The sequence below is a fragment of the Pseudogracilibacillus amylolyticus (SeqCode) genome (assembly GCF_051918545.1).
Taxonomy (GTDB): Bacteria; Bacillota; Bacilli; order Bacillales; family Amphibacillaceae; genus Pseudogracilibacillus.
The window spans coordinates 1-14,066 of sequence record NZ_JBPPZG010000105.1; the positions used below are offsets into that span (position 1 = coordinate 1).

Sequence of the window (14,066 nt, forward strand, 5' to 3'; positions counted from 1 at the left end):
AATTCCGTTGAATCGCCTGTTCCTTGTACGTTTACGACTGTTCCAACTCCCCACTTATTATGGTGCGCCTTATCTCCAGCTTTCCATTCCTTATTCTCCGCACCAGTTGACGATATTCTTTCAGCCTTTTTACGAGGCGGTTGTTTTTTAACAGGTCTATTTGTTCCTATCGAATTTACTGCTTGATTATCTAAGAAAGGATCACGGATCTGGCGTTTTTTCTCTACCATTCCGTCAATTAAATCTTCCGGAATTTCTGTAATAAATCTACTGATTGGATTAAAATTCGTTCGACCATAAAGGGTCCGCATATTCGCATGGGTTAGGTATAATTCTTTTTCTGCTCTTGTAATCCCTACATATGCTAAACGGCGTTCTTCTTCCATTTCTTCTTTATCCATCATCGATCTACTATGTGGAAAAATATTTTCTTCCATCCCAATTAAAAATACAACCGGAAATTCCAACCCTTTTGCTGAATGGAGTGTCATTAATGTAATTTTCTCATTTTGATCAGCCGCCGTATCATCCATTGAATCAATATCAGCGATTAACGCTAAATCCGTTAAAAAAGTAACTAATGTCGTATCTTCTTCACTCGTTTTTTCAAAATCTTTCGTTACCGTCATAAATTCAGCGATGTTTTCAAGGCGACTCTCTGCTTCGATCGACTTTTCATTTTTTAACATTTCTTCATAATTCGTTTGTTCTAGCACCATTTCAACCATATCTGTTGCAGGTAGAAATTCTTGTTGTCTAATTAATGTTTCCATTTGCGTCCGAAAGTTTACCAGTGCCTGAGCTGCCCGTGGTGGCACACCAGTGTTTTCGATTTCTTTAGTCGCTTGGAAAAACGAAATATCATTTGCAACTGCATAAGAACGAAGTCGTTCCAATGATGTCGCTCCAATTCCTCTTTTTGGAACATTTACAATCCGCTCGAAACTTATATCATCATCTGGATTCGTAATTAATCGTAAATAGGCAATAATGTCTTTAATTTCTTTCCGGTCATAAAATCGTAGTCCCCCAACAATTTGATACGTCATATTCGCCTTCATTAGCGTATCCTCAATTGCACGCGACTGCGCATTTGTCCGGTAAAGAACAGCTATATCATTCGGTGTGTAAGATCCTTCTTCCAATAGTTCTTGGATTGTTTCCGTTATAAATAGTGCTTCTTCTCGTTCCGTAGCTGCTTGGAAATAAGTAATTTTATTTCCCTCTTCATTATCCGTCCACAATTTCTTTGGTTTTCTGCCTTTATTATGATTGATCACATGGTTTGCCGCATCTAAAATCGACTTCGTTGAACGGTAGTTTTGCTCTAAATAAATTGTTCTTGCACTTGGATAATCTTTCTCAAACGATAAAATATTGGCGATATTAGCGCCCCTCCATCGGTAAATCGATTGATCCGAATCTCCAACGACGCAAAGGTTTTGAAAACGGTTTGCCAGTTGTTTTACTAAATAGTATTGAGCATGGTTCGTATCTTGATACTCATCAACATGAATATATTGAAAACGGCGCTGATAATACGTAAGCACTTCTGGAACTCGTTTAAATAAATGGATGGTTTCCATAATTAAATCATCAAAATCGAGTGCTTGATTTTTCCTAAGCATTTTTTGATATGCCTCATAAATCTCGGCAACTTGTCTTTCAAAAACATTACCCGCGTTCTCCAAGGCCTGCTCTGGTGTAATGAGTTCGTTTTTTGCATTACTAATTTGATTAATCATCGCTCTTGGATCATACTGCTTAGGATCAATATTTAAATTTTTTAAAACCTGTTTCATCACTGTTTGCTGGTCACTACTATCGATGATTGTAAAATTTCGGCTATAACCAATACGTTCTATGTCACGACGCAAAATTCGAACACACATCGAGTGAAATGTGGATACCCACATCGCTTCACTTTCCGGTCCAACTAATTTTTCTACACGTTCTTTCATTTCACGAGCTGCTTTATTCGTAAAAGTAATCGCTAAAATGTTTCTTGATGATACTCCTTTCTCATCCATTAAATAAGCAATACGGTGAGTAAGGACTCGTGTTTTCCCACTACCAGCACCCGCCATAATGAGTAGTGGTCCTTCCGTATGTTTAACAGCTTCTTGTTGCTCTTTATTTAAACTGCTTAAAAATTCGATCACGCTCATTTTGTACAGCCCCTCTTATTTTACTGCTTTTACTGTTTTCAATGCTTCTTTAAAATTATCATAAATACTATTTCCAACGACGATGACATCAGCAAATTGCTTCATTTCTATTGCCTGTTCAGCGTTTTGGATGCCACCTCCGTAAAATAACGTTGTATCTTGCAATTCATTTTTCACTTTTTCTACTAATTTAGGATCGCCGTAAGTACCGCTATATTCTAAATAAAAAATCGGTAAATGAAAAATATGTTCCGCCATATATGCATAACTGATAACATCTTCATCATCTGGCAATGTACAGTTTGTTTTTTTATACGCTTTTGCGTCAGGATTTAAAATACAATAACCTTCCATCAGAATTTCGTCCCAGTTCATCATCTCTTTATATTCTTTAATAGCTTTATGTTGAATGTCAATAACCCATTCTTTTTCCGTACTATTTAACACCATCGGAATAAAATAATAATCGAAACCAGGCGAAATAGCTTCCATCGATGAAATTTCTAAAATACAAGGCACCGCGTACATGCGAACACGTGACATTAAATCTAACACATTATCAAAAGTTATATTATCCGTTCCACCAATAATGATTGCATCTGTTCCTGAATCACATACTTGTTCCAAATGATCATCAGAAATATCTTTAGCAGGATCTAATTTAAATACATGTTTCCACTCATCTATCATATAATTCAAGGCATAATCCTCCACTTCGATTCTCCATTCATATATTATAGCAAAAATATAGTGTGAACTAGAGTGAAATGGAGTGAATTTTTACTATTAATTTTTTGCAAAATACTGGATAGGTCGCTGTGGGTTAGAAAATGTGGTTTCAAGATGAATCTTGTATTTCCCATTAAAAAAGACAATTGCGCTGATCAACCGTCTAACGAAAAAAACAGACCAGGTTTATCCTGATCTGTTAACTATTAACGATTACAATGAAATTTATATATTATTTCCAATCCAATCCCTCATCGAGCTTAAAGTATTTAATCCTAATAACTAATAACACAATCCCAATAATGACCCAAAAAGAGCCTACGACTAATCCGAGTAAATCCATGTTAATCATAATAAATCCACAAATTATAATCCCTAGTAAAGGAAACAGTAAATATAAGAACAGCTGCTTTCCTTGTCTTTTCTTTTTTCTAAAGAAAAACTCAATGATGACAGATAAGTTCACACAAATAAAACCAATTAATGCTCCAAACACCATAATACTAAAAATTAAATCTAAAGGTAAAAACAACGCTCCAGCATAACCCAGTATTGCTAAAATAATAATACTATTACTTGGTGTTTTATACTTTTCATGTAAATGTGCGAAAAACTTTGGTAAAACTTGGTCACGCCCCATTCCAAATAAAATCCTTGAACCTGCTGACTGACCTGCTAATCCTGTTGAAATTCCAGAAATAGCAATAATAAGTGTACATATTGTTGCTAACGCACTCCCTCCTACAGCAACAGCAATCTCAAAGAAGGCTGTATCTTGAGAACCAAATGCTGTAAAATCTGGCATTATCAAAGTTGCAAAATAAACTTGCCCGATATAGAATACAGATGCAAATAATAAACAAATAACCGCAGCAGTCCCTACCATTTTACCAGTTACTTGTGAGTCTTCAGCCATCGTTGTAACCGCATCGAATCCAAGATAAGATAGAACAGCGATTGATGCTCCAGATACTACGACACCGGTGGAAAATGTGCCTGAATTAATAAGTCCTTGCATGGAGAAAACTGCCCCTACACCACCATCAGATGCCAAACTTTTTATAGCAAAACCGATAAATAAAACTAAACTGAACAGCATCGCCATCATCATAAATAAATTTACTCGTGCCGCTAATTTTGTTCCAAAATAGTTGAACAATGTAATAGGAATTAAAAAAGCTAACAACATCGCCCAAAGAGGAACAAACGGAAGTAATTCCAACATAAATATAGCACTTAATTTCGTAAGTAAAATCGGCATCATTAAATAGTCTAAAAGTATCGCCCATCCAGCGACAAATCCAACATTTGGATGAATAGCTTGTGATGTATAGTTGTAAGTAGATCCTGCTTTGGGATAATGACCTGCCATAACCCCATAACTTGACGCTGTAAATAACATGGCGACTAATGCAAATAAATAAGATAAGACGGCGTGACCTTGTGATAATGCGGATAACTCACCAAATAATGTTTGCGCTGATACAGGTGCCATAAATACTAAACCAAAAATAACTAAATCCCTTGTTTTCAATACTTTCTTTAATTCACCGCTAGATTTACTGAAACCAAGGACTGAACTACCGACTATCGCCTTTTCAGTTGGCATGTATAAACCTCCCAATAGTATTTTTTTGTAGAAAAAATGGCTAACTATCTTGATAATATGTCAAAATGAGTTAGCCATGTTGTCTGTATTTTTAAAATTTCAGCTATTTATAAACGCAGTAATTGATTCATCAATAATCTCAAAAATTTCTTTCATTTCCTCTTTATTGACGATGAGAGGAGGTGCAATCGCAACAATATTCGAACCTTCCCAATCGATAAAGCGTAACAATAATTTATTTTTAAAAGCTTCTTCAACTACTTGAAAAGCTGCTCCGACTTCAGGCGCAAAAGGTTTATTATTTTCCGGATCTTCGTAAAGCTCAAATGCACCTAGTAATCCAATGTTTCTTGTATTGGTAACAATGGAATGTTTTTCTTCCAACATTTTTAATCCTCTTCTAAACTCTTCTGACATCTCATTTACATTTTGTAACAGATTATCACGTTCGATGATTTCAAGTGCTTTCAGACCTACTGCACAAGCAGTTGGATGTCCACTATACGTAAATCCGTGGAAGAACACATCATTGGATTGGATGAACGGTTCTCTAATTTTTTCTCTCATCACAACGCCACCCAATTGGTGATACCCGCTCGTAATCCCTTTTGCAATCGACATAACGTCTGGTACGACACCCCAATTGTTGACACCGAACATTTTACCAGTACGACCAAATCCAGTGATTACTTCATCGGTAATCATTAGGATGTCTTTTTCGTCACAAAGCTTGCGTACCGCTTGTAAGTAACCTTCTGGTGGAATCATTACTCCTCCAGCACCCATTACTGGCTCCATTATCACAGCAGCTATCGTGTCTGCTCCTTCGCGTTCAATGACTCCTCTAATACTTTGTTCATACTCCGGATCATTTTCATCTCCTAACTCACAATTTAAAAGATGCGCTTTTGCATGGAGGAAGTCAGGTGCTTTTGATTCAACGAAATCTGAGAATTCCGGCATACCAGTCGCACTTGTTGAACCTAAGGTAACCCCGTGATATCCACGTTTTAAACTAATAATCTTTTTCTTTTCTGGCTTTCCTTTTAATTTCCAGTAGGATCTAACTAGTTTAAAGGATGTATCGTTTGACTCTGATCCCCCTGATGTGAAAAAGACAACATTTAAATCTCCTGGAGTTAACGATGCAATTTTTTCAGCTAAACGAACAGCTGGTTCATGTGAATAACCGTTAAATGCTGAGCTAAATGCTAGTTTAGACATTTGTTCTTTCGCCGCTTCTGCTAACTCAGTTTGACCATGTCCTAAATTAACGTTCCAAAGCATGGACATTCCGTCAATGTATCTGTCACCATTTACATCGGTAATATAAATACCTTCACCTTTTTCCGCAATAATAGGTGGTCCCTGCTCATATTGTAATTTCGGTGGTGTAAGTGGATGAAAAAAATGCTTTTTATCTAACTCCGCTAACTCTTTCGTTTTTAGTTCTACTTGATTTTTTGCCATTAAAAATCCCTCCATTTATTTTTTTAAAAGATTGTTTACATACCATACCAATCCAAATGATCTTCACTCATCTCCATCCATACATGCTTCGTTTGCGTATACATATTCATTGCTTCAATTCCTAGTTCTCTGCCAAATCCACTTTGTTTGAATCCGCCAAATGGTGCAGCACTATCAAGCATACTCATTGTATTGACATAGACAGTTCCTGCTTTTAAGCCTCTAACCATTTTATGAGCGCGTTTAATGTTTTCCGTCCAAACACCCGCTGTTAATCCATACAGAGTATCGTTAGCTTTTTGAATGACATCATCTTCATCTTTAAAGCGAATAACGGATAGAACTGGACCAAAAATCTCTTCTCTAGCAATCTGCATTTCGGTCGTTACATTTTCAAGAATTGTTGGAGAATAGAAGAACCCTTTATCATTGGATCTTTCTCCCCCTAAAACAACATTTGCTCCTTCCTCAAGCCCTGCTGCAACCAAATGCTCGATTCGCTCTAATTGTGGTAAGGATACTTGTGGTCCCATTTGTGTTGCAGGATCCAGTGGATCACCTACTCGTATTTGCTTTGCTTTATTTGTAAATACGTCCATAAATTTATCGTAAATGCCTTCTTGAACATATAATCTCGAACCTGATGCACAAACTTGTCCTTGCGCCATATAAATGCCGAGCATCGACCCATTGACAGCGTTTTCAATATGAGCATCATTAAAAATAATATTCGGGTTTTTTCCACCTAACTCTAAACTTACCGGTTTTAAGTTTTGACTTGCTGCTTGCATCACTAATTTTCCAGTTGTCGTTGAACCGGTAAAAGCGACTTTATCTACGTCTGGATGCGATGCTAATGCATTACCGGCATCTGCTCCATAACCCGATACAATATTAATAACTCCATCTGGAATTCCTGCTTCTTGGAAAATCTTTGCCATTTCTAAAATACTAATCGGAGTTAATTCGGATGATTTGATCACAATCGTATTTCCGGCAGCTAATGCTGGTGCAATTTTCCACATGGACAACATTAATGGAAAGTTCCATGGTACAATCGCGCCGATCACTCCTAACGGCTCTTTTAATGTAAAATTAAGTCGGTTACTTGGTGATGCTAATGTTTCCCCTTGTACTTTATTGGCAAGTCCGGCGTAAAATTCCAATACATCAATCATTGCTGGCATAGCGATGAATTTATTTTCATTTATTGTTACACCGTTATCCCGTGATTCAATTTCCGCTAATTTGTCTGCTTGCTCCCAAAGCGCCTGAGCTACTTTATACAATAAACGTCCCCGATCACTTGGTGCCATCTCTTTCCAAGGGCCTGATTCAAATGCTTTTCGTGCAGCTTTTACAGCTAGATCAACATCTTCTGTACTTCCTTTAGCAATCACTCCATTTACTGATCCATTGGCTGGATTGATCGATTCAAAAGTTTCTCCCGATACTGCATCTACCCAATTACCACCGATAAATAATTTATAATTTTTTGTCATAAAATCCCCCTCTTTCACAATTTTTAATGCTGTTACTATTCTTCTATAACGACACAGTTGTTTAGAGATTTTACAAAATAGTTTTCCTCCCTCTCTTTTACTTACGATCGTTCGCATTATAATTGTATATTCTGAAAATTTATTATAAAAAAATAATAAATATCGATTGCAGTTCCAGAACATTTTTCAACTTACGATCGTTCGTAAATCCTATATTTTATTATATATGAACTTCAGTGTTTTTCAAGGGGGATTTCTATACTTATTTTTAATACTTTTATAAATTAGCATATGAATAATATATTAATATTTTCTTTAATATCTTTATAAACCAACAATAAAGTCTTAAAAACTTTCCTTTTGAACACCTTTGCAGAAAACGTCCCAGGATGCATTCAATCGCTTCTCAAAACTATCAACATTCACATAAACTAATTCGACAAGTAAACCATCAAATAAGTTTAAAAATGCTAGTTTTGCTTCCAATGGTTCCACATCTAAATTTTTTTTATTTTCTAAGAAAACTGCTTCAACATGCTTTTCCAACAAATTGTAATATGTTAATACTTTTTTAATGACGGTATTTTGCATATGGTTTGGTGGAATAAACATCATTCGAAGTAAAAACTTTACGTTTTCTTCACCTTCCAACATATACCGATTTCTGAACAAAGTGATGAAACCATACAATTTTTCAAATAGAGGTGCATATTGTTTCTCTTTAAAATAATTATTTAATGAATCAACTTCTTCATCCAATACGCGGTTCATCACTTGTAAAAATAAATCATCCTTATTTTTAAAATGAGTATAAATGGATTGCTTCTTGATTCCAACCTCATTACCTATGTCGGCTAGAGAGGTTCCGTTATATCCTTTCTCCACAAATAATGTTAATGCTTTATTTCTAATCTTATCTTCGGTTAAGTAGCACATATTTACTCTCCTCTACACAATCATACTTAATCATCATACTTGACAGTTCACATTACGACAAGTGCATTTTTTACGTAACAAAAAACCACTTAAGTATTTAACATAAGTGGTTCTTGTTATCTCTTATTTATTTTCCATCCGTTTTAACACCGTTCCGTATCCGCCACTTCCATAATCCAGACATCTGCGTACGCGAGAAATCGTTGCGGTTGAGGCTTTTGTCTGTTTTTCTATCGCATTATACGTGCTGCCTTCATTTAACATTTTAGCAACTTGGAGGCGTTGTGACAGAGATTGAATTTCATTCATCGTTGCGATATCATCAAAAAATTGATAACATTCTTCTCGAGTTTTTAAAGAAAGGATCGCATCGAATAATTGATCCAATTGCTCTCCTCTTAACTTATCAATTTGCAAATGAAATCCCCCTTTACTCCATGTTCATTATTTCAACTTGTTCGGTAACGCCTGACGCTGGGCTTGTTGGAACGAAATTGATCCAAGTTTGGCCTGGCACAAATGGAACAACTTGTCCATCTTTTACCGGTACAATCCGACCATCTTGATTTTCCCAATCAATTTTTTGAACTTTTCCACGTTGAAGTAAATATGCTGAGCCACCAGAGTCAATATCGATAAATCTACGTTGCTCATCATCAATAACACTGTGCTCTGTTTCCACAATAAATACATTATCTACTTGAATGGGTTCTTGCGTATCTAGATCTACTGTTTGTTCTCCATCATTATACCGGGTATATTTTTGAGTTGATTCATCATACTCGAATCCAACAGTAGAATTGGAAGAATAATTTATTTGCACAGAATTCGCTTCTTCCCCATCTACCTCGGAGTCATCGGCAGTAAACAGTAAAGGCTCATAATTCTTTTTTGTGTCATATCCTTTTTCTTCTGCAACATCATATGCTGCACCAAATTGAAAATAGGAATTATGGGGTGCTTTTCGAAAAGACTCTCTAACGAATAAGTTACCATCATTATCATGGACTGCGCCTGGTAAATTTTCAATTCCTCGTGATTTAATCATATCATTAATAAAGTTTGCTGCACCGTGATAAACATAAATTGCCTCATATTGGTCAGCAAGTGTAAAAAAGTATTCTCGGGCACTTCTTACTGGGCCAACAACTTCAGGTGCGGTACTCTGATATACAGCTAAAAACCTTGTAATATCACCTTCTGTTAACATTTCAAAAACAATATCCGCTTCTAATAAACCACTTTGCGGTCTAGCTTGTGGATGATTATTAACCATGACTGCAATCGCCCGATCCGTTACATCCTCATCCGTTTTAATTCCTGTAAATGGGTAAGTTCCTCCACTGTTTTTTGGTGAAGAACCTTTCTCGTTAGCCCCTTCATCATTCTTTGAGCAAGCAACAGCTATTAATGCGATCACGATGATTAAAATAAGTAACCTCTTTTTTTTCATGGCGCTTTCCCCCTTGTATTTTGTGTCATTAGCGCATATTGGCTGGAACGATAACCTCATATTTCATTACGTCAACAATTCCTTGTTGGGTAATGCGGATATATGGTAAATGCGTGGATGACAGGAATAACAGTGTATAAATTGGATCATTAAATGTGTATCCAGCCTCATTTAATATCTTGACACATTCTTTCTCTTTCTCGATTAATTGTGCCATGCTTCCATCGTACATTGCTCCCTCAAGTGGAAGAGCTAACTCATAAATAATTTTCCCTTGGTGGGCTAGCACAATGCCACCGCCAATTTCTTTCATTCTCTTCCATGCTAAGCTCATATCCGATTTTCTTTTTCCAATTATAATAATATCATCTGTCGTTGAATAAGTACTGCATAAACCTCCAAGTTCTTTTGTAAAACCATGAATAACAGAGTTAACGCGCCATTTTCCGTATCGATCGATCAAAAGTAAAAATGCATCATCGCTACCAGAAGGTAAATAATCAGCTGTAATATCAATTTCTACCGCATACGGCTTCATAATTACATCATTTTCCATTTTTAATCCAATTGGAATAGAAAATTGTAAATCATCTTTATTTAACTCCCATTGAAACTCAGCTTTTTTAATTCCATGTTTCTCCCAATTAATATGAGTGTCTTGCTCGATCTCTACTCCATCTCTTACGATCCATTTTCCTTTTGCAAGTACGCTTAACGGATGTGGATCATCTTTTTCATACAAAATATTAATATGTGCTAATCTACCAGGTGCGATGCTTCCTAACAGTTCGTCTAATTGATAATATTTTGCAACATTGTACGTTGCCATTCGATAAGCGTCCTCTAACGGAACTCCTTTTTCAAGCGCAATTTCAATACAAACATTTATTAAACCACGTTCATTATAAGAAGGTGTAGAACCATCTGTAGTATACATCATTTGATCATAAGCTGCTATTTTTTCAGTTTGTAGTTGTTCTAAAATATTTGGTAAATCAGGGCGAATGGACGAATAGCGAAGAGCAACATGATATCCTAACTGCAGACGTCTAATTACTTCTTCACCCGTCATAGATTCATGGTCAGCACTTGCTCCAAGTAATTTTAATTTAGTTAATGTATCAACCGATGCACCCGGGAAATGACCTTCAACACGTTTGTTTAAACGTTTTGTCTCTTGAATCCAGTAAAGTAGCCGATCGTCTCCTGCCAATAGTTGCGGCCAAGATGTCAGTTCGCCACCTTGTACTACAGATGGATTCGATACCCACGATAAAATATCATTCGTATTAAATTTTTCTTCATTATTTCTTAGCATCGACTGGGAATCATATCTCCCCCACCAAAACATCGAAACAGCTAATTTGTGAAAATTCTCTATAATCGAAAACGCTTTCTTTTTATCGAATAAAGAAAGTAGTCTAATATTGTCATTAATCAATGTAGTTGTTCCAAATTTTCCAGCGTGCAAGGCTAATTCTTCCGGATTGTATAACTGGAATGGGTGTGCATGTGGTTCGATGTATCCGGGAACCAAATATTGACCGGTACAATCGATAATGTCAGTATCATCCGTTTTTATAGGCATACGATCACCTACATATACGATCCGATCCTTATAGACCCATATATTTGCTTGAATCCACGATTTTGTATATACATTCAAATATGTGCTATTTGTAAATACAATCGTAGGTGCGATTTTATTTTCCACGACAGCAACATGCTCTCGTAATTCTCTGTTTCTCCAAAATTGTCCCTGTTCTAACATAAGTCAACTCTCCAATAATATAATCTCTTTCTCTATTGCATCGCATAGATAATTGATTGCGATTACATTTACTATTTTATCATACATTAGATAGAAATTTTGTTAAGAATACTTGAAAATTGTATCTCAATGTGAAATTTTGAACAAAAAAAGAACTTTATCTAGTAAAAGTAGATAATTATTCATTTAGGTTAGTTCCAAAGTACATCTTCAAAATTTTTTTGCAACACGAAACCCATTCACAATGGGGAACACTCTGCCCTGCATTCTTTTTTGTCACTCAGCATAGGAAGTGAATCACTTGGCATCTTTTCTAGCCACTAAGCATGAGAGGGGAATCACTCAGCATCTTTTTTAGCCACTACGCATGGGTGGTAAATCACTTAGCATCTTTTTCAGCCACTACGCATGGGAGGGGAATCACTTAGCATCTTTTTTAGCCACTACGCATGGGAGGGGAATCACTTAGCATCTTTTTCAGCCACTACGCATGAGAGGGGAATCACTCGGCATCTTTTTTAGCCACTACGCATGGGAGGGGAATCACTCGGCATCTTTTTCAGCCACTAAGCATGAGAGGGGAATCACTCGGCATCTTTTTCAGACACTACGCATGGGAGGGGAATCACTTAGCATCTCTTTCAGCCACTAAGCATGAGAGGGGAATCACTCGGCATCTTTTCTAGCCACTACGCATGAGAGGGGAATCACTCGGCATCTCTTTCAGCCACTAAGCATGGGAGGGGAACTACTCAGCATAAACACGAATCGTTTAACATCTTATCCTATCAAAAAAAGCTCACAAGGTTTATCCTTGCGAGCTTCCAAACTTATATCTTTTCGACTCCTATATCTGTTCGGTAAAAAAACGCATCCGTATTGTCATATGCACGTAACCGCTCATATGCATGTTTTCGTGCAGACTCGAGATCTTTTCCAAGGCCGCCAACTAATAGAACACGTCCACCATTTGAAACAAGTCCTTTTTCTGTCTTTTTGGTACCCGCTTGAACAACAAACGTTTGATCCGTTGATTCTGAACCTGGTAAAGGTACACCTTTATCATACACGTTCGGATAGCCTTTAGAGGCAACTACTACACCTACACAAGCCTCATCTTTCCAAGTCAACTTTGGGTCTTTCCCAGCCATGACATCAACGATCACTTGGACCAAATCATTTTCTAATAATGGGAGGACAACTTGTGTTTCCGGATCCCCAAAACGTGTATTAAACTCAATTACTTTTGTTCCAGTATCTGTTTGCATTAAACCGGCATATAAAATTCCTGTGAATGGACGGCCATCCTTCATGAGTCCATCAGCCGCCTTTTGTAAAACTTCTCTCGTCGTATATGCAACAATCTCATCTGTGATATCTGGAACTGGTGCAAATACACCCATTCCGCCGGTATTTGGCCCTTCATCATTATCAAAAGCTCGTTTATGGTCGCGGGCAGGAATCATTGGAAAAACATCATGTTCGTGAACAAAAGCGATGAGCGAAAATTCTCGTCCTTCTAAAAACTCTTCGATAACAATTTTTCTGCCTGCACCACTAAACGCATCTTCGACCATTAACTTATCAATCGCATCAAGTGCCATTTCTTTCGTTTCAGCAACAATTACGCCTTTTCCTTCTGCTAACCCATCTGCTTTAATTACGATGGGAGCACCTTGTTCTTCTACATATCGTTTTGCAGCTTTCGCATCTGTAAATGTTTCATAACTAGCGGTTGGAATGCCATGTTTCACCATAAATTGTTTCGCAAAATCTTTACTGCCTTCAAGGATGGCTGCGTCCTTTGTCGGGGCAAAAATTGCGAGTCCTTCCTTTTTAAATGCATCTGCAATTCCAGCGTTTAATGGATTCTCCGGACCGACAATTGTTAAATCAATTTTATTTTCTTTTGCAAAATGAACAAGTCCGGCAATATCCATTTCATCAATAGGAACACATGTAGCATGCTCCTCGATCCCACCATTGCCTGGAGCTGCGTATATTTTTTCAACACGATCACTTTTTTCTAAATGCATGATGACACTATGTTCGCGTCCCCCACGTCCGACAACTAAAATATTCATCCCATACACCTTTCTACGACTGTCATATTTTATAAAAATAATTTGTTTCAGCGTTCTCCAAAATATATCGGCGCTTGCTCGGATATATCAGCGGTATTCCATATATTTCAGCGCTTTCCCCCATATATCAGCGATATTCCAAATAGTTCAGCGCTTTCCCCCATATATCAGCGGTATTCCAAATAGTTCAGCGCTTACCCGCATATATCGGCGCTCACCCGAATTAATCAGCAAATTCCTCTACACAGCACCAAAAAGTGCAAACTTTTACACTTCTGACTGCTCTCAACTAGTATTAATGCTTAAAATGGCGCATTTTTGTATAGACCATTGCAATTCCATTG

At 37.0% G+C, this 14,066-nt stretch carries 10 protein-coding genes; all 10 read right to left on the reverse strand.

Annotated features, from left to right (window positions below; all coding sequences use genetic code 11):
• Window positions 1-2,168 (reverse strand): DNA helicase PcrA (gene pcrA / locus ACPYKA_RS12325; RefSeq protein WP_479542562.1); only part of this gene is annotated, 2,168 nt, incomplete at its 3' end.
• A 15-nt stretch (window positions 2,169-2,183) separates the two neighbouring features.
• Window positions 2,184-2,858: a heptaprenylglyceryl phosphate synthase gene (pcrB, locus tag ACPYKA_RS12330; protein ID WP_479542570.1), complete on the reverse strand. Its 675-nt coding sequence runs from the start codon at window positions 2,856-2,858 to the stop codon at window positions 2,184-2,186.
• A 271-nt stretch (window positions 2,859-3,129) separates the two neighbouring features.
• Window positions 3,130-4,506, reverse strand: a complete 1,377-nt coding sequence (locus ACPYKA_RS12335) for an APC family permease (RefSeq protein ID WP_479542563.1) — start codon at window positions 4,504-4,506, stop codon at window positions 3,130-3,132.
• A gap of 99 nt (window positions 4,507-4,605) precedes the next feature.
• Window positions 4,606-5,976 (reverse strand): aminotransferase family protein, encoded by a 1,371-nt coding sequence (locus tag ACPYKA_RS12340; protein WP_479542564.1) that lies wholly within the window; start codon window positions 5,974-5,976, stop codon window positions 4,606-4,608.
• Between the two features lie 35 nt (window positions 5,977-6,011).
• Window positions 6,012-7,478 carry an aldehyde dehydrogenase family protein gene (locus tag ACPYKA_RS12345; protein WP_479542565.1) on the reverse strand — a complete coding sequence of 489 codons (1,467 nt, stop codon included), beginning with the start codon at window positions 7,476-7,478 and terminating at the stop codon, window positions 6,012-6,014.
• A 345-nt stretch (window positions 7,479-7,823) separates the two neighbouring features.
• Window positions 7,824-8,414 (reverse strand): TetR/AcrR family transcriptional regulator, encoded by a 591-nt coding sequence (locus ACPYKA_RS12350; RefSeq protein WP_479542566.1) that lies wholly within the window; start codon window positions 8,412-8,414, stop codon window positions 7,824-7,826.
• Window positions 8,415-8,537: 123 nt separating this feature from the next.
• The gene (locus ACPYKA_RS12355; protein WP_336262975.1) at window positions 8,538-8,831 is read right to left on the reverse strand and encodes a YerC/YecD family TrpR-related protein; all 294 of its coding nucleotides are present in this window, start codon (window positions 8,829-8,831) and stop codon (window positions 8,538-8,540) included.
• Window positions 8,832-8,844: 13 nt separating this feature from the next.
• Complete coding sequence (locus ACPYKA_RS12360) at window positions 8,845-9,867, reverse strand: DUF3048 domain-containing protein (RefSeq protein WP_479542567.1); 1,023 nt, start codon at window positions 9,865-9,867, stop codon at window positions 8,845-8,847.
• A gap of 28 nt (window positions 9,868-9,895) precedes the next feature.
• Window positions 9,896-11,638, reverse strand: coding sequence for an adenine deaminase C-terminal domain-containing protein (locus ACPYKA_RS12365; protein ID WP_479542568.1), 1,743 nt, complete (start codon window positions 11,636-11,638; stop codon window positions 9,896-9,898).
• 830 nt (window positions 11,639-12,468) lie between these two features.
• Window positions 12,469-13,722: a phosphoribosylamine--glycine ligase gene (purD, locus tag ACPYKA_RS12370; protein ID WP_479542569.1), complete on the reverse strand. Its 1,254-nt coding sequence runs from the start codon at window positions 13,720-13,722 to the stop codon at window positions 12,469-12,471.
• Window positions 13,723-14,066 lie beyond the last annotated feature (344 nt).

Coding starts and splice junctions, on each gene's coding strand:
- ACPYKA_RS12350 (WP_479542566.1), bottom strand. CDS start 8,414: ATGTGCTACTTAACCGAAGATAAGATTAGAAATAAAGCATTAACATTA.
- ACPYKA_RS12365 (WP_479542568.1), bottom strand. CDS start 11,638: ATGTTAGAACAGGGACAATTTTGGAGAAACAGAGAATTACGAGAGCAT.
- purD (WP_479542569.1), bottom strand. CDS start 13,722: ATGAATATTTTAGTTGTCGGACGTGGGGGACGCGAACATAGTGTCATC.
- ACPYKA_RS12345 (WP_479542565.1), bottom strand. CDS start 7,478: ATGACAAAAAATTATAAATTATTTATCGGTGGTAATTGGGTAGATGCA.
- pcrB (WP_479542570.1), bottom strand. CDS start 2,858: ATGATAGATGAGTGGAAACATGTATTTAAATTAGATCCTGCTAAAGAT.
- ACPYKA_RS12335 (WP_479542563.1), bottom strand. CDS start 4,506: ATGCCAACTGAAAAGGCGATAGTCGGTAGTTCAGTCCTTGGTTTCAGT.
- ACPYKA_RS12340 (WP_479542564.1), bottom strand. CDS start 5,976: ATGGCAAAAAATCAAGTAGAACTAAAAACGAAAGAGTTAGCGGAGTTA.
- ACPYKA_RS12360 (WP_479542567.1), bottom strand. CDS start 9,867: ATGAAAAAAAAGAGGTTACTTATTTTAATCATCGTGATCGCATTAATA.